The organism is Marinicella marina, assembly GCF_030065545.1.
GTDB lineage: Bacteria > Pseudomonadota > Gammaproteobacteria > Xanthomonadales > Marinicellaceae > Marinicella > Marinicella marina.
Genome location: NZ_JASJNC010000007.1, coordinates 160,677 through 176,538 on the forward strand (window position 1 = coordinate 160,677; position 15,862 = coordinate 176,538).

At 43.1% G+C, this 15,862-nt stretch carries 15 protein-coding genes; 6 read left to right on the plus strand and 9 right to left on the minus strand.

Going from position 1 to position 15,862, the window contains the following annotated elements; translation table 11 throughout:
* The first annotated feature begins 24 nt into the window (after nucleotides 1–24).
* Entirely contained in the window at nucleotides 25–1,119 is a 1,095-nt protein-coding gene (locus tag QNI24_RS11550; protein WP_283708721.1) for a pyridoxal phosphate-dependent aminotransferase, read from the plus strand.
* Here the strand turns inward: QNI24_RS11550 and QNI24_RS11555 are convergent.
* The 6 genes from QNI24_RS11555 to QNI24_RS11580 all read right to left on the minus strand — a co-directional run bounded on the left by QNI24_RS11555 (nucleotide 1,082) and on the right by QNI24_RS11580 (nucleotide 6,930).
* Entirely contained in the window at nucleotides 1,082–2,899 is a 1,818-nt protein-coding gene (locus QNI24_RS11555) for a GGDEF domain-containing protein (RefSeq protein ID WP_267176285.1), read from the minus strand. The genes QNI24_RS11550 and QNI24_RS11555 overlap by 38 nt on opposite strands.
* A 157-nt stretch (nucleotides 2,900–3,056) precedes the next feature.
* Nucleotides 3,057–3,233 carry a hypothetical protein gene (locus QNI24_RS11560; RefSeq protein WP_267176286.1) on the minus strand — a complete coding sequence of 59 codons (177 nt, stop codon included), beginning with the start codon at nucleotides 3,231–3,233 and terminating at the stop codon, nucleotides 3,057–3,059.
* A gap of 136 nt (nucleotides 3,234–3,369) precedes the next feature.
* Entirely contained in the window at nucleotides 3,370–4,170 is an 801-nt protein-coding gene (locus tag QNI24_RS11565) for an SAM-dependent methyltransferase (RefSeq protein WP_267176287.1), read from the minus strand.
* 60 nt (nucleotides 4,171–4,230) lie between these two features.
* Nucleotides 4,231–5,961 (minus strand): GGDEF domain-containing protein, encoded by a 1,731-nt coding sequence (locus QNI24_RS11570; protein WP_267176288.1) that lies wholly within the window; start codon nucleotides 5,959–5,961, stop codon nucleotides 4,231–4,233.
* 83 nt (nucleotides 5,962–6,044) lie between these two features.
* A complete protein-coding gene (locus tag QNI24_RS11575; protein ID WP_267176289.1) occupies nucleotides 6,045–6,227 on the minus strand; it encodes a hypothetical protein in 183 nt (60 codons plus the stop codon).
* A 184-nt stretch (nucleotides 6,228–6,411) separates the two neighbouring features.
* A complete protein-coding gene (locus tag QNI24_RS11580; protein WP_267176290.1) occupies nucleotides 6,412–6,930 on the minus strand; it encodes a GNAT family N-acetyltransferase in 519 nt (172 codons plus the stop codon).
* A 141-nt stretch (nucleotides 6,931–7,071) separates the two neighbouring features.
* Here QNI24_RS11580 and QNI24_RS11585 point away from each other — a divergent pair, with 141 nt between their 5' ends.
* Together QNI24_RS11585 and QNI24_RS11590 are read left to right on the plus strand one after the other, a co-directional pair.
* On the plus strand, nucleotides 7,072–7,827 hold the full coding sequence (locus tag QNI24_RS11585; protein ID WP_267176291.1) for a M90 family metallopeptidase: 756 nt from the start codon (nucleotides 7,072–7,074) through the stop codon (nucleotides 7,825–7,827).
* A gap of 76 nt (nucleotides 7,828–7,903) precedes the next feature.
* On the plus strand, nucleotides 7,904–8,455 hold the full coding sequence (locus QNI24_RS11590; RefSeq protein ID WP_267176292.1) for a hypothetical protein: 552 nt from the start codon (nucleotides 7,904–7,906) through the stop codon (nucleotides 8,453–8,455).
* A gap of 17 nt (nucleotides 8,456–8,472) precedes the next feature.
* Here the strand turns inward: QNI24_RS11590 and QNI24_RS11595 are convergent, their stop codons facing one another.
* The gene (locus tag QNI24_RS11595) at nucleotides 8,473–9,852 is read right to left on the minus strand and encodes an FAD-binding oxidoreductase (protein ID WP_267176293.1); all 1,380 of its coding nucleotides are present in this window, start codon (nucleotides 9,850–9,852) and stop codon (nucleotides 8,473–8,475) included.
* A gap of 54 nt (nucleotides 9,853–9,906) precedes the next feature.
* On the opposite strand from QNI24_RS11595, the gene serA reads away from it, so the two are divergent.
* Genes serA through QNI24_RS11610 form a run of 3 tightly spaced genes read left to right on the plus strand, consistent with a single transcriptional unit; the run spans nucleotide 9,907 to nucleotide 13,381 of the window.
* A complete protein-coding gene (serA, locus tag QNI24_RS11600; protein WP_267176294.1) occupies nucleotides 9,907–11,139 on the plus strand; it encodes a phosphoglycerate dehydrogenase in 1,233 nt (410 codons plus the stop codon).
* Between the two features lie 20 nt (nucleotides 11,140–11,159).
* Nucleotides 11,160–12,908: a DUF885 domain-containing protein gene (locus QNI24_RS11605; protein WP_267176295.1), complete on the plus strand. Its 1,749-nt coding sequence runs from the start codon at nucleotides 11,160–11,162 to the stop codon at nucleotides 12,906–12,908.
* Nucleotides 12,905–13,381 carry a hotdog fold domain-containing protein gene (locus QNI24_RS11610; protein ID WP_267176296.1) on the plus strand — a complete coding sequence of 159 codons (477 nt, stop codon included), beginning with the start codon at nucleotides 12,905–12,907 and terminating at the stop codon, nucleotides 13,379–13,381. Before QNI24_RS11605 ends, QNI24_RS11610 begins: the two co-directional genes overlap by 4 nt.
* 8 nt (nucleotides 13,382–13,389) lie before the next feature.
* Here the strand turns inward: QNI24_RS11610 and QNI24_RS11615 are convergent, their stop codons facing one another.
* On the minus strand, nucleotides 13,390–14,862 hold the full coding sequence (locus QNI24_RS11615) for a DUF5666 domain-containing protein (protein ID WP_267176297.1): 1,473 nt from the start codon (nucleotides 14,860–14,862) through the stop codon (nucleotides 13,390–13,392).
* Nucleotides 14,855–15,700, minus strand: coding sequence for a DUF6502 family protein (locus QNI24_RS11620; RefSeq protein WP_267176298.1), 846 nt, complete (start codon nucleotides 15,698–15,700; stop codon nucleotides 14,855–14,857). Before QNI24_RS11620 ends, QNI24_RS11615 begins: the two co-directional genes overlap by 8 nt.
* Between the last annotated feature and the right edge of the window lie 162 nt (nucleotides 15,701–15,862).

The following is a 15,862-nucleotide window of genomic DNA, read 5'->3' on the forward strand; positions in this document are numbered from 1 at the left end:
ACTGTGCGCTTTCCCGCCTTCAAAATGGCCGCCTACAGCAAATTGGCGGCAACTCACCATGCGCACAACTTACACAGCAGCAACCCACAACCCCTGAATTGTCAGGGGTTGAGCGAACTGATAGGCGTGGACCTCACAGCAGCGATCAGCCAAATGCCGTTTGGCTATGAAAGCACCCAAGGCCGCGAATCGCTGCGATCATTACTGGCTACCGAATTGTTCAAGTCCACGACCGCTGATGAAATCTCTTTAACCTGTGGTGCACAAGAAGGCATTTTTGTGGTGATGCAAACTTTGCTCAGTGCAGGCGATGAAGTCATCGCATTCACACCGAGTTTTGAACCACTGATCACAGAAGCTCAGATGACAGGTGCAACGGTGAAAACCATCCCATTGATTCAAGACCAAGGTTGGCACATCGATTGGCAATTGCTAGAAAAATCTTTTTCTGCCCGTACCAAAATGCTCATCATCAATTTTCCACACAACCCCACCGGCACGCATATCAACGCTGAAGAACTCAACCGCTTGATTGATTTATGCCGTTCAAACAACAGTTGGCTGGTCTCAGATGAGGTTTTCAGGGGGCTTGAACACGATGAGTCACAGCGCCTGATGGCCGCAAGCGATTTATATCAACGCGCCATTTCAATGGGCGTGATGTCAAAATCATACGCAATGCCTGGTATCCGACTGGGATGGATTGCGTGTAGAAATCCCGAAGTGATACAACAGATCAACACCATCAAAGCCCATTTGTCGATTTGTCAGAGTGCCGCCGATGCGCAGTTGGCTGAAGCGATTTTGCCCCACACCCAAATCATTTGGAAATACCACGTTAAGATCATAAACGAGAACAAACACTGGTTGCATGGCAAACTGCAGCAACACCCTGAATTAAGCTGGCACCTGCCAAAAGCTGCTGCCACAGGCTTTGTTCAGTTCAAACGTTTAAATGCCGATACAACCATCAAGCAGTGGGCAGAAGAATTACAGCTGATGGTCATGCCGAACGCGGCTTTTTGTACTGAAACTCAGGGCTTTCGAATCACTTTAGGACAAAAAAACTCTCAAGCCAGCATCAGCCAACTGCTGAACTGGCAACCTCAAGCTTCTTAAGCTGGCTGTATACCACGATTTGATTCCGCCCCCTGTTCTTGGCTTCAAATAGGGCCAAATCAGCATGCGTAAGCAGCACCGGTAAATGGTAGCCTGAACTCAAGGCACTGCTGAGGCCAAAGCTGGCGGTGATATTGAATTCAGCACCTGATCCAGAACAGTCCATTTGCGCTATGGCTGCACGCATTTTTTCCAACAAAGCGACCATCTCAAGCTCGGATATGCCTGGTGAGACCAGACCAAACTCCTCACCACCCAAGCGCGCCAATAAAATATCTTGATCAATCACTTCTTCACAACACAGAATCACTTGTCTGAGCACCCAATCACCGACCAAATGCCCATACTGATCGTTGACATTTTTAAACAAATCCAAATCCATGATGGCCACATTCAATGGTTTTTGCTTGCTTTCACAGGCTTTGAGCATTTCGGCTGTTTTCTCTTCAAACGCTTTGCGGGTGAACACCTGAGTCAAGTGATCAATTTCTGAAACGTGTTTGAAGTAATCGTGGCGCTTTTTGATTTTGAATGTCCATACGATCAACAACATCAACAAGCTGAAAATAAGTAGCAGCATCAATTGTTGTTTTTTCGCCGTTTCTGCCGTCAGTTGATTTTCTAGTGACAAGACTTGGTTGCTTTGGTTGAGCTGTTCTATTTCTAGTTGTTTGGCCAGATTATTGTGTTTGATTGACATGTATGCCATTTGTTTGGCTTTGGAATCGGTGTATATTTCATTCTCCACTTGGCTTTTTTGACTCATGTACTCATAGGCCAATTTGAAGTCATTGCTTTTCAGCGCAAGCTGATTTAAGACGTGCAATGACTCCACTACCTGCAGGGTATTGCCCGTTTTGTTGCTGCCCTCGATGGCTAACAGGGCATGGCCTTGAGCCAAAGTATCATCACCCAAGGCAAAATGAATCCGCGCGAGTAACATTTCTTTCAGACCAATCAGGTTTTTCGATTCGGTGGCATTGATCAGACGTTCTTGATCTTGCAGCAGTTTTTTTAGGACATTGATGTTGGCAGTATCATTTCGTTCAATCGACTGCTCAAACTCACTTTGGATCCAATTCAAAGTCAATAACATGGCATAGCCTGTCTGATTGCTGTTTTTACACAACTCAATGGTTTGATGCAGCCTTTCCTGTTCGACAGCTTGTTGGTCTTTGAATGCTGCAGCCAGGTATATCGCGGAGGCTTTACATAAGTAAATGTCATTCAGCTCGTCATGGATCACCAGCTGCGCGTACTTCTGACTCATTTCATAGATATCCAACAAATAATAGACATTGGCAGTGACAAAGTTAATTTTTGAGCGGATGACTTTATCGGGGTGATCTTCTACTTGACTGATGATGTAGTCCAAGTGAATCAAAGCTTGATTGTATTCACGGCTGATGGCGGACATGTTGGCCAAGGTGGCTTTGGTTCTGATTTTAACTTCAGTATCACTCAGTTCTTCGAAGAACCTTTCGTATTCGTTTTGAGCCGTGTTGTAATCACCAGCGACAATCCACTGGTAAAGTTCAAAGTATTCAATGAATTCCTTTTGCGCTGGAGTGGCTTGTGGACTAAGGATTTTGAGTTTATCTAAGTGCTCTTGAAAAGCTTCAGGATCGGATATTTTCAAATCATCCGCTGCCAACAGCGTGTTTTGAATTTCCAGTTGGGTGGGGCTGAGTGGTGCGTTAGATTGAGCAGCACTGAGGGCAGCATAAAAAATGATGCACGTGGTAAATAGAATGAATTTAATTGGTTGTTTATTTGACATCTATCTCATGAGTACTTGGCCACTGTTCTCTGGTGACTTTAACCAACAAATTCACAAGGCATGTCTCTACCAATAACAACTAACACCCTGTGAAAGCCTGTCTTTCTCATCCGAAACACATTGCCCCACAGGGTGCTGATGAATTGACTGAAGTGGTTTAGTCTTGGTCGTCTTCTGGCTCAACCAAACAATACAACTCAACGCTGTGGCTGAAAGTTTCTTCAATCAGGTCTGAATTCAAATGGTTGGCTTCTAACATCGCTGCTGCCGATTGGTGCTGTTTCAATGACGTGCTTTGACCGATTTGTTCCAAGGTTTTAACTAGTTTTTTCATTTATGTTCCTCACATGTTGTTGTTATTATCACAAGATAATATCACGAGACCAACGTGATTTGCCAACACTAATTACCACCACCCATTCGAGCCCTTTCTGGGAGACAATTAAATCCTTAAATAAATCTCAAACTGATTAATCAGTTATGTGATCATTTGCCTGACTTAAACTGTTGGCCATATCTATCATGGCTTGATTGGTTTGCTTCGCAATGGCCGGTGGCACCACCAAAGTCGATTTCAATGACACTTCTTGGTGGGCCAGATCTTGCAATGATACGGTTTTAATCATGGCCTGCTCTATCGGTAACACTGGACACTCGTATAAGGTCACCTGATGGTTTTTGGGGTACGTTTTAAGCAACAAATCCACCAATAACTGCCTTTGCTCTGGCGTGGTCTCAAAGGTTTTCATCGCTTTATCACCGGCCATCGCTATTTGCCACAGAATCAAGTAAGCACTGGGATCAAAAGGTCGGTGATTGAACAAAAACTGACTGGCTTCAAAATGGGCACAGCCATGCTGACCCGGATCGATACCTAAATCGGCATACAAACAAGCCTCTGCTGAAACACCCGGTTCCATGTGAGCCTGATAGCCCTCATCACGACACATTCTGATGGTTTCATGCGGCGGCCAAGCGAACACTCCTGGGTGACCATAATAAGCACCACACACCGATTTACCGGCCCTCACCTGCGCCATGATGGCAGCCACCATGTTGCGGTAAGTCACCATCCGTGATTGTCCTTCTTGGTAGTATGGCTGCAGACTGATGACATGATCATTCATGGTTTTGACCCATTCTTCCACCAATTGGTTCGAAGCCGAGACAAACACCACATCAGCCTGTTCAATAAAGTTTCGAGAAATGGGCGTGATGTGCGCACCCAAAGTCATGCCCAGTCCAACGTTGACCAGTTTACCTTTTTTCATTGTTTAAAATCCTCAATCAAGACCTTGATCGGTCTCAGTGGTATTAATTGAATGTTAATTTCAGTGCTCGTTATGTGCCAGCACAATTTGATTTCGACCTTGCTTCTTAGCCTCAAACAAAGCCACATCGGCATGCGTTAACAACAAGGGCAGCGCATAACCTGAAATGTCGCTGGAAGTGTAACCAAAGCTGGCCGTTACTGCCAAATCAGCCGCCGAGTCTGAACAATCTAATTGCTCAATGGATTGTCGCATATGTTCTAATTTGGCGTGCATGTCTTCTTGTGTGATATCCGTCATCACCACACAAAACTCCTCGCCACCCAAGCGCGCAATGATCATATTTTCTTCAATCAGCTCTTTCACCGCGTAGACCACATTTTTCAGCACCCAATCACCCACCAAATGACCATGGGTGTCGTTCACGACTTTAAAATGATCCAAATCCATGATGGCCAATTGAACCGTTTTCTTTTGCTCACGTGACTCATCCAAAATAACTGACATCTGCTCTTCAAAGGCCTTACGGGTCAGCACTTTAGTCAAATGATCTATCTCAGAAACTGCGCGGAAATAATCATGCTTCTTCTTGATCCTCATAAGCAACAGAATCACAAAAGACAAAATGATCAATATCAACAGAATAATCAAGCGCTGGTTATTCGCTTCCTGTTTGGCCAATTGTTTTTCCAGCTCCAATACTTCTTTTTGCTGATTCAACTGCTCGATTTCAAAAACTTTAGATAAATTAGAATGTTTAATGGTCATGAACGCCATTTGTTTGGCCTGGGCTTGATCGTACATACCCAATTCAGCCTCGTTTCTGCGTTCCAAATAATGATATGAATTGACAAAATCCCCCATCTCTCTATGAACTGTTTCTAAGACTTTTAATGCCATGACCAAATACTCTGTTTGATCGGCATCACGATTCATATCTAAAGTCTTTTCAGCCATAACTTTTGCTTTATTCTGGTCGCCTTGCAATAAGGCGAATTTAGCCTCGATTGCATTAAACGCAGTTTTGTTATTGATATAGATTGAATTTTGAACCAGGGGTTTTAATTGTTCTATCAAAGCACTAACAACAGTCAACTCTTGTACATCTATTCCTGCCTGACTCAAGGAACGCTTTAAAGTATCTAATAAGATTGACTCAGCAATTAGATTGTGACCATTTTTTGAACACTCATCAGCAATATCCTTGATTTCAACCATTGAGGTTTTTGAAGAGTCACTGTCAAGATGATGAAGGTTCTTGCTGTAATGTAGCCGACATAAATTTTCATCGGTTGGAGATAAGGAATAGAGTAGCTTACTGTATTCAATACTCAACTCCTTCTGATCCAATAAATTATAAACCATAGAAGCAGCGGTATATGCTATGACTTTCGAGGCAATATCTGCTGTTTGTTCAACCTTATTGATCACCGCATCAATAAAGAAGGAAGCATTTTCATAATCACCGACTAATGCACTCAAATTGGCAACCAACGCTTCAATTCTAATTCTGGCACGCAAATCATCACATGAGGGAATGATTTCCTTCATCTGATTTATAGCCTCTTGAGTTAAACCTTCGAAAGCAACTTTGTACGCCTTTAAAAAACGGAAATGACAATACTGATAGGATGACATGCTACCTTGCGTTTGCTCAAGTTCAGACAATCCATCCAAAAACAGTTCATAATCACTCAGACGTTTGGATTCCAGTTCCAATAACTTATCAGTGATGAACACTGGCTCAGCCAGATCAGATGTGATTTGTGCATTTGCCACCCATACTGTCAAAAGCAGTATGAATGGCACTTTATTAAGCAATTTCAAAACCTACCATGATAATTAAACATATTTTTCAACAAGGCTTTAAATCATTACTCATCGTCATCATCATCGTCCGGTAATATCAAACAAATTAAATCTTGGCTCTGTGACTTGATCTTTTGAAAAACCGTGTCTTTCATGCCTAATGAATTAACCATGTGCTCAGTCGAATCATACTGACGTATAGATTGTGTTTGTCCTAACTTTTCTAGGATACGAACGTCTAACTTCATACTCACTCCTCTTTGATGATATTATTTTTAAAGGTGTAAACTACTTACACCGCATAAAATCATAGCATGTTTTATTATCAGCTTTGAATGTTTTTAATAATCAATTAGATACAGCCATTTGAGTAATGAAAAACTGTATTTATTTCATTGACTACATTCGTTGATAATAATCAGTAAACCTTCATTATTTCAATTCCCAATACCTGAAGCAATTATCTCGGCCTGCCTTTGATGTCAATGAAGCTTTGAAGCCTAAATTTTCATAGCAATTATTTGCTGTTACGTTTTTAACAGCAGTAATTGCTGTAAATTTTTTGACTGGAAATTCGGTTCGGGCATCTGCCATCAATGCGTGATGAGCTTTTTTAAAAATACCTTTACCCTGGAACTCGGGTAAAACCATGATACCTAATTTAACAATCTGCGTAGATGCATTCCAATGTAGACTGAAAATCCCCAGATCATTCAATTTCTTGTTAGCATCACACCAACCACTACCTGATAAATAACCTTTTAAAACGAAGTATTTGGCAAAACCTCGAGACACTTCCTTTAACATAGTAATAATTAGCTGATGAACCTCTTGATCATTTTTAACGTTGCCTATGTGTTTCATGACAGTTGCATCTTGGTATAAACGTTTAATTAAATTGATGTCAGTTGCCAATAATTGCCTATATCTCAGTTCTGTATCAAAAATCATGACTCAATAAATATTAACTAATACTAAAAAAACTTCATACACAATACACATCATATTTCATATCATAATACATTTTTAGACCTAAGCACGATGATCAATTTCATAACAGTTTTAACGCTAGTTGCACTATTTTTTCTTATCATGTTTTATTGGATCAGAAATAGAAGACTCAAAAAGCGTCAAAAAATATACAAGTTACCCACACCTGGACCTTGGGTTGATTACATCAAAAACAACGTAGCCATCTATCATTTCCTACCCCAACCTTTACAACAAGAGTTGCTGGGACATGTGAATGTTTTTCTGGCAGAAAAATATTTTTCAGGCCACGCCGGGCTTGAAGTCACTGATGAGATGCGCGTGACCATAGCGGCACAAGCTTGTTTGTTGTTGCTTAATCGCAAAACCAATTACTACCCACACCTGAAAACCATCATGATCTACCCAGCTGGTTTTAAAAACCCCAATCACCACGACAAACCAGGTCACCACCTGGGTGAATCATGGGTGCGGGGACCAGTTATATTGTCTTGGAATGATTCAATCCATGGTGCCAGGAATGCCAAAGACGGCACCAATGTGGTGATTCACGAATTTGCACACCAACTCGATCAGGCAGATGGTGCTGGCGATGGCAGGCCTTGGTTTGACAGTGCCCACATCAAAACCTGGGGCAAAGTCATGAGCAAAGAGTTCAAAAGCCTGATCATCAAAGCCAAACTTAATAAGCGCTCTTTTTTGGATCATTACGGTGCCACCAATCCGGCTGAATTCTTCGCCGTTTCATCCGAACACTTTTTTGAACAGCCGAAAACTTTCAAACGCAAACACCCTGAACTGTATCAAATACTTTCCGGCTATTACCGCCTGGACCCATCAAGCTGGTTGATAAAATAATTAATTTAAATGTGAACAAATGTAACTTTATTCAGTCTGATGCGTTAATAGGATTAAATAAACTTGTAGAAATATCATGGCTTCACAAAACAACATATCAGCAATATTCAAGGTGGTTTTACTGACCACAGCCTTATTTGGTGGCTTGGTAGCCCAAAGCTACGCCACCAATTTAATCACTGAAACATTTCTGAAAATGAATGTAGAAGTCAGCACCGGCGACACCACCAAAGAACTGGCCAGTGTGCGGGTTAAAGACCAAGATTCCTCCAGCTTTGAGTTTGGCAATCACCAGATTGATGTCAAAACCACTTTTGTTAACTTTTCTGAAGACAATGCAGCATTGGAAAAGCAAATTCTGGCAGAAATTAAAGTGCTTGAACTGGATGAAGCCGGTGAGTTTGAATTGAAATACTCGCCTTCCATGTTGATCCTTCAAAACAAATGGGCCGAGTTGGAAATTGGCTCAGGTGAAGACGACGAGAATCAATTCAAACTAAAACTCAAATACGAAGACCTGATCAAAGAAGTTCAAGACAAAGCCGCTTACCTGCAATCCTTACACCACAAAACATTGTGGTTAAAAGGCTCTGATGTAGCGAATGATTCAACCTTCAAAGCCTGTTAATCAATCTTATTAGACCATCAATCAACCACTTTACCGCGATTCATTACATTATTGGGGTCAAATACTTGTTTGACTTGTTGCATCAGCCTGATCTCTTCGGCCGATTTTGAGTAAGGTAAGAACGGTTTTTTGATCAAGCCCACACCATGTTCGGCTGAGATGCTGCCAGCAAATGAATCAATCAAACCATACACGTGCTGATTAACTGATTCACACTGGGTTTTAAAGGCTGCGGTGTCCATGCTTTCAGGTTTGAGTATATTCAGGTGCAAATTACCATCACCAATGTGTCCAAACCAAATGGTCTCAAAATCAGGGTATTCTGCCGCCAGCACATCCTCCAACTGCTGCATGAACTGCGGCACTTGTGAAATTTTCACCGAAATATCGTTCTTATAAGGGGTGTAATGGGCGATGGACTCAGAAATGCCTTCGCGGTATTGCCACAGCTGTTGTGCTTGATCAATGCTTTGCGCGATGATGCCATCATTGACCCATGCTGATTCCATGCCAGACTCGAATACGTGCATGGCCTGATCCTCATCCTCATCAAACTCTAACAGCACGTAAAAAGGATGCAAATCCTCAAATGGATTATCAAAGCCCCGGTGAGACATCACATGTTTTAAAGCGCGATCTGAAAAGAACTCAAACGAGGACAGTTGCAGTGTGCCTCGAGCCAAAGCAAACACCGACATCACCGCATCCAATGAAGACAAAGCCAGCAACATCACCGCTTGATTGGGCGGCGGTGAAACCAGTTTGATTTCCGCCTCAATCACAAAGCCCAGGATGCCTTCAGAACCAATGAACAAATGACGAAAGTCCAGGCCACTGGCATTTTTCACCAAGCCCTTATTTAAATGTAAGATTTCCCCTGCACCGGTAACCACCGTTAAGCCCAATACATAGTCTCTGGTTAAGCCATACCGCAGCACCCTGATTCCACCGGCGTTGGTGGCGATGTTTCCAGCCATGTGAGACGAACCCGCCGAAGCGAAATCAACCGGATAGAATAAACCATGCTCTTCAGCAAAATGCTGCAGCTGCTCAGTGATGACCCCTGCACCGACTTTAACGGTTTGATCAATGGCATTGAAATCACTGATTTGGTTGAACCTGACCATGGAAACAACCCATTCACCGGCTGTGGCCACTGCGCCTGCGCTGTAACCAGTACGCCCCCCTGAGGGAATCACCACTTGTTGGTGGCGGTTGGCCACTTGAATGATTTTTTGTACTTCTTTGATGTCGTTGGGAAAAAACACCACAGCCGCTTGGGGATCATGGAAGCGAGTCCAATCTTGACCAAACTTTTCTAAATCACTGGGCTGCATGGACCAAGCCATACCGGGCAACTCCGTTTCTAATAAAGAAGACAATTTATCTGGGTGCATATCTGTTAAAATCCTGTTTTCTCAACTGATTCAAGTAACAAAAACGCAAAGAATATGGCTAAATTATCGCTAAGTAAAGAAAAAATCAAAGTTGTTTTGTTAGAAGGCGTTCACCCAGATGCCGAAAAGTTGTTCAAGGCCGATGGTTATGACAACATCCACGTTTACAACAGCACCCCTGAAGACGACGAACTACAGGAAATTCTCAAGGACACCCACATTTTAGGCATCCGTTCCAGAACCCAGCTAAAAGGCCAGAACTTGGCGACTTGTGATAAATTGATGGCAGTGGGCACATTTTGCATTGGTACCAACCAAGTGGACTTGGATCAATGCAAAATACAAGGCATACCGGTATTCAATGCACCTTTTTCAAACACCCGCAGTGTGGCGGAGTTGGTGATGGGTGAAATCATCTTGTTGTTGCGTGGCATCCCTGAGAAAAATGCCAAAGCTCACCGCGGCGAATGGTTTAAATCAGCCATTAATTCCAATGAGACACGAGGCAAAACCCTCGGTATCGTTGGCTTTGGCCACATTGGATCACAGTTGTGCGTGTTAGCTGAGGCCATGGGTATGAAGGTCAAGTATTACGACATTGAGAACAAATTACCCTTAGGAAACAGCGAAGCCATGCCATCACTTGAGGCATTATTACCAGCTGTTGATGTGTTGTCCCTGCACGTTCCTGATACGGAATTAACCCGGCAGATGATAGGCGCCAAAGAATTGGCTTTACTGCCGCAAGGGGCTTTTTTGATCAATGCCGCACGTGGTCACATCGTGGTGATTGATGATTTGGTTGACGCTTTGGAAAGTCAACACCTCAACGGCGCTGCCTTGGATGTATATCCTGAGGAACCTGCCAGTAACCAACACCCATTTGAAACGCCTTTATTGAACTTTGATAATGTGATTCTGACCCCACACATCGGTGGCAGCACCCAAGAGGCGCAGTTCAATATTGCCAACGAGGTGGCAGACAAACTCATTAAATATTCCAACAATGGCTCAACTTCATCGGCGGTAAACTTTCCTGAAGTGTCCTTGCCGGCCTTGCACGATGATTTGACTCGGGTGATGCACATCCATCAGAACAAACCCGGTATGTTGGAACGCATCAACCACGCGTTCTCAAGTCAAGACATCAACATCGCAGCGATGTACCTGCAAACCTCTGGTGATGTCGGTTATGTCATCATGGATGTTAACTGCGAATCATCAGACCCCATCGTCGCACAACTCAAAGACATCGATGGCACCATCCGCGTCAGGGTATTACATTGAATCAAACCACAGGTAATGACATGAAAAAAATCAGTTTAATTATAATTTTATTGGGCATCAGCCTGTACGCAGAAGCCAACAGAGAAAGTAAAAAGCTGCATAAAATCCTTGATGAAGTCATCGCTGTGCAAACTGAGCTCAACCCACAACTGGCTTTTTGGCAAGGAGACCAAAGTAAAGCCGGGGAACTGAATGATGTTTCTGCTGAATTTTATACAAAACAAAACGATCGGCTAAAACCGCTGCTGGATAAACTGAATAAAATCAAAAGCAAAAAACTGGACTTTCAAGACCAGGTTTCACTGCAGATGCAACAAGCCTTTTTGCAAGAAACAATCGCTGATAACAACTTCAAAGAATACCAAATGCCCATCACAGCAGAGGGTTCTTTCCATGTCAACTTGGCTACCATGCACCGTTATGCCAGCTTCAACACACTTGATGATTATAAAAATCACCTCAACAGGATGCAACAAGTCCCTCGGGTGATGCAACAACACATAGAGAACATGCAAGCAGGTTTGGCACGCGGCTTCACCCAGCCACAAGTCATCATCCAACATTATCCAAAATTCATTGATACCTACATCAAAGCAGAGCCAACCGAATCTGACTTTTACCAACCGTTCTTAAAAAAACCTAAATACGTCAATGAAACTGATTTCAGCAAACTACAACAACAAGCAAAAACCATCATTACAGACAGCATCAACCCCAGTTACCAGGCGTTCAAGTCCTTCATGGTCAAGCAATACATACCCGGCGCCCGAACCACCATTGGCGCCCACAGCTTCCCGGCCGGCGAGGCTTATTACCAACAACAAATCAAAGAATACACCACGCTGGATTTGAGTGCGGAAGAAATCCATCAGATTGGCTGGAATGAGGTCAAACGCATCCGAGCTGAAATGGAACAAATCATCAGTGAACTTGAGTTTGCCGGCAGTTTTGCTGAGTTTTTGCATTTTCTCAGAACTGACCCACAGTTTTATGCCACCACTGCTGATGAGCTGTTGAAAGAAGCCCGTGACATTTCCAAGCGCATGGATGGAAAATTACCACAACTGTTCACCAAGCTGCCAAGACAACCGTATGCTGTTAATCCTGTACCAGCTGGTATCGCACCGAATTACACCACCGGCCGCTATGTCCCTGCCCCTTTAGACTCTACCCGACCAGGCCAATACTGGGTCAACACCCATGCCCTAGAAAAGAGACCGCTGTATAACTTGGAAGCGCTGACCTTCCATGAAGCCGTTCCAGGGCATCACCTGCAGTCAGCATTGACCAAAGAGTTATCTGATTTACCCAAATTCAGACAGAATGCCTACATCTCAGCCTTTGGTGAAGGCTGGGGCTTGTATGTAGAAAAACTAGGAAAGGAAGTGGGTTTTTACCAAGACCCCTACTCTGATTTTGGTCGTTTGACTTATGAAATGTGGCGCGCCATGCGCTTGGTGGTAGACACCGGTATACACGCCATGGGAATGAGCCGCGATGAGGCAATCAAACTGATGGAAGAAAATACCGCACTTTCCAAACACAATGTGCGCACCGAAATTGATCGTTACATTGCTTGGCCAGCACAGGCCTTGTCGTATAAATTGGGTGAAATAAAAATATGGCAACTCAGGCGCCAAGCCGAAAAAGAATTGGGCGAGGCCTTTGATATCAGAACATTTCATGATGCGGTCTTAAGCAGTGGCTCGGTGCCTTTGAATGTGCTGGAACAAATTGTTGAACAATACATCGAGGACAACAAGCCATGAATGAAACCCGCAACAAAACCCATGCGCTGCTGAAAAGCTTTGAGAAAAAGCCTTTGGGTTTGTGGCTGTTCTCCAAAGCCATTTGTTTCAAAGCACCTTATTTCGGCTCCATCAAACCTGTTTTTAAGGAAATAAGGCCTGGCTTTGCACGAGCCACCATCAAGAAAAAACGTCGCGTACACAACCACATCAAAACCGTCCATGCCATCGCCATGGCCAATCTGTGTGAGTTTGTTGGTGGCACCCTGATGGAAGTATCGATAGCCAAAGACATGCGCTGGATTCCTAAAGGCATGGACATCCGTTATTTAGCCAAAGCACAAACCGATGTCACTGCCACTTGTGAAATCGACGACATCAACTGGCAGGGCACTCAAGACGTGATACTTGAAGTTGAAGTACACGACAACAACAAGCAACTGGTGGCAAAAGCCACTATTCCAATGTACGTATCACCCAAGCCACGGCAATAATTCAACTTTTATTCAAAACTGTTTTGAAATACAGCGTCGGGTAAACTGGTTAAGGTACCAATGCCAACAACAGTGCTTTCATTGCCATTTTTCGCTGTGCTTGCTTTCTCCGGCTGTTCAATCAGGGTGATTTCTCCACCTTGAATCAGACCTGTTTGCACGTCCAAGGAGGCCAATTCAATTTCTATTTCTGCGCCCACAGTCACCCGTGCAAAAAAATCATCAACACCAATCATTTCACCCTGCTGATCAAAAAATACTGCGTTTGTGGTGTCGATGCTGACGCCGAAAATAGCCAATTCAGGTTGTTGTACCAAAGTCACTAAGCCATTGGCGCTGACTTCATCGAAATTGACATTGCCAACCGCGTTTACTTGCGTCAGATACAACTGACCACTTTGGTCATAACCGCTTAATTTCAATTGTGTGGTCTCATCTAAACCACCATCAAATAGCCCTTCTGGATCTGTAAACTGTGGTGGTATGAGCATACTTACACCTGCCACATTGACTTGGTTATTGATTACATTTTCAGGCATCACTGGAATGACCAGATTAAATCTCGGCTCAATGAATCTGACTTTTTCTGCCAATAAAGTACTGCCATTTTCAGCCAATGCACCCTCAATCTCAACTTTGATGTTCACCTGTAGGTCAGTGAAGCGGCCTCTGATATAGCGGGTATTGTTGAGTAAGTTAACTGCTTGACCCGATAACAACAACTCATCATCACCATTGAATGCATCAATCATGCCTTCAATGATCACAGTTGACTCAGTATTGGCTATCATTTCATCAATACAGTTTATGCTGATAACTTGATCGAGCTGACTGTTGATATCAAATGCATTTTGCGCGATGGTTTGAACCTCTACCAATTCCCCTTCATCCAAAGCGACTCCACAGCCGCTGAGTTGATTGGGTAGGTAATTAATGACCTGCTCATTGATTTTAAATTGGTTGTTACTGATGGCTGTGGCATAACCAGATAGTTTCCACTCACTGAGCGGTGCCACCTTTTCAATTCTGGTAATGACAGACCTGGAAGCAGCATCGAAGAAGCCACTGACCTTAACCTCATCACCCAACGATATTTGGGGTATTGAATCAAATCCTACCAAATAAGTGTCATTGGTGGTCAATGCCTCAATATTAAAAACTTTTACGGGCGATGTCGAAACCACTGGCCCCATATAGATATTAACCAACTCAACTTCATCTAATATACCACTGGTCACATTAGGATTAACTTCACTGGCTTTATAACGAATTTTATAACCGGTGCCACCTTGAGCCCGGGTGCCGGTGATGGTTTGTCCGTCTTCCTTAAATACAGTATCATCGTTGCTTTCAAAAGTTCTGATGTCATTGATTTTAAAGCCCGTGCCACCTTGAGCTTTGACTTCGTTATTAATTGCGGCGCTCTGTAAGGTCATACTGATCATAACCAGAACCCAGCATAATGCGATTTTGTTATTCATGTATTTCATTGTGATTTTCATCGGCTTTGTAAAAATAAATACCCACACCTATATACGGTAATAAATCTTGTTCTTCTTCTAAATCTGAATGTTGTATCAAATGTTCAATGTATTCATCGACGTCATTGGCTAATTCCTGACTCTTTTTTCGGGCATACGATTCGGCGATATTGGCCAAAGATTTAGGTAATTTGTCATGCAGAATGATTCTTTGAAAACGTGGTCCTTTGCGCTCGGGATCGATATTGTGGTCAATAGTCTCAAGCAGGTATTGGGTTGATAAACCCAAAAAATCAATGTTTTGTATGTCATCCGGATCATTTTCCGTGAGGTAATAAGGTTTGATTAATTCAACAAATCCCTCGGGATCGAAACTCACCGACTCAGAGCGCAAAAGTTCATCCAGGATAGATCGTATGGTTGCTCCACCAGAATACTTTTCAACCAGGTATTTAAAATCAGGCTCATCAGATGACTCCAATGGAATGATTTTAATCTGTTGTCCACGGTGATTTCTGTATGCCTCATCCTCAACCCATCCGGTCAGCACCCTGCCAGCACGATGCCACTTCCTGTGGCTTTGGTCGGCATTGAATAAGTCAACTTTTAATTGGGCATCGACCTGCGCTCTGGATAAGCCAGTGATGACAGCGATGCGTGATTTGGTAGGCGGCTTGCCATTCAAGCCAAAATATTTGCTGGAAACATCCACATAGGTCCACTTCAAAATTTCACTGACTTCATGAAATGGCACATTGAACCGCAACAAAACCCTGACCAAAGGCCTAAAGATTTGAATCAGCATCTGCCGCACAACTTCTACTAGTTTTTGACTCATATGATGTTTTAAATTTTCCCGCTTTTTATTATTTTGCTGCATCAGATGTTTTGACTGAGCTGCAGTCAAATAGATCTAATTGCAATTAATTCAGCAAATCATACATGAAACATGCGCTGATTGTAACGATTTATTCTAAAACTAAAAAACCCTGCCGAAGCA

Excerpts from the sequence above, each read along its gene's own strand:
- QNI24_RS11550 (WP_283708721.1), top strand. The coding sequence starts at position 25 with ATGGCCGCCTACAGCAAATTGGCGGCAACTCACCATGCGCACAACTTA.
- QNI24_RS11555 (WP_267176285.1), bottom strand. The coding sequence starts at position 2,899 with ATGTCAAATAAACAACCAATTAAATTCATTCTATTTACCACGTGCATC.
- QNI24_RS11560 (WP_267176286.1), bottom strand. The coding sequence starts at position 3,233 with ATGAAAAAACTAGTTAAAACCTTGGAACAAATCGGTCAAAGCACGTCA.
- QNI24_RS11565 (WP_267176287.1), bottom strand. The coding sequence starts at position 4,170 with ATGAAAAAAGGTAAACTGGTCAACGTTGGACTGGGCATGACTTTGGGT.
- QNI24_RS11575 (WP_267176289.1), bottom strand. The coding sequence starts at position 6,227 with ATGAAGTTAGACGTTCGTATCCTAGAAAAGTTAGGACAAACACAATCT.
- QNI24_RS11580 (WP_267176290.1), bottom strand. The coding sequence starts at position 6,930 with ATGATTTTTGATACAGAACTGAGATATAGGCAATTATTGGCAACTGAC.
- QNI24_RS11585 (WP_267176291.1), top strand. The coding sequence starts at position 7,072 with ATGTTTTATTGGATCAGAAATAGAAGACTCAAAAAGCGTCAAAAAATA.
- QNI24_RS11590 (WP_267176292.1), top strand. The coding sequence starts at position 7,904 with ATGGCTTCACAAAACAACATATCAGCAATATTCAAGGTGGTTTTACTG.
- QNI24_RS11595 (WP_267176293.1), bottom strand. The coding sequence starts at position 9,852 with ATGCACCCAGATAAATTGTCTTCTTTATTAGAAACGGAGTTGCCCGGT.
- serA (WP_267176294.1), top strand. The coding sequence starts at position 9,907 with ATGGCTAAATTATCGCTAAGTAAAGAAAAAATCAAAGTTGTTTTGTTA.
- QNI24_RS11605 (WP_267176295.1), top strand. The coding sequence starts at position 11,160 with ATGAAAAAAATCAGTTTAATTATAATTTTATTGGGCATCAGCCTGTAC.
- QNI24_RS11610 (WP_267176296.1), top strand. The coding sequence starts at position 12,905 with ATGAATGAAACCCGCAACAAAACCCATGCGCTGCTGAAAAGCTTTGAG.
- QNI24_RS11615 (WP_267176297.1), bottom strand. The coding sequence starts at position 14,862 with ATGAATAACAAAATCGCATTATGCTGGGTTCTGGTTATGATCAGTATG.
- QNI24_RS11620 (WP_267176298.1), bottom strand. The coding sequence starts at position 15,700 with ATGAGTCAAAAACTAGTAGAAGTTGTGCGGCAGATGCTGATTCAAATC.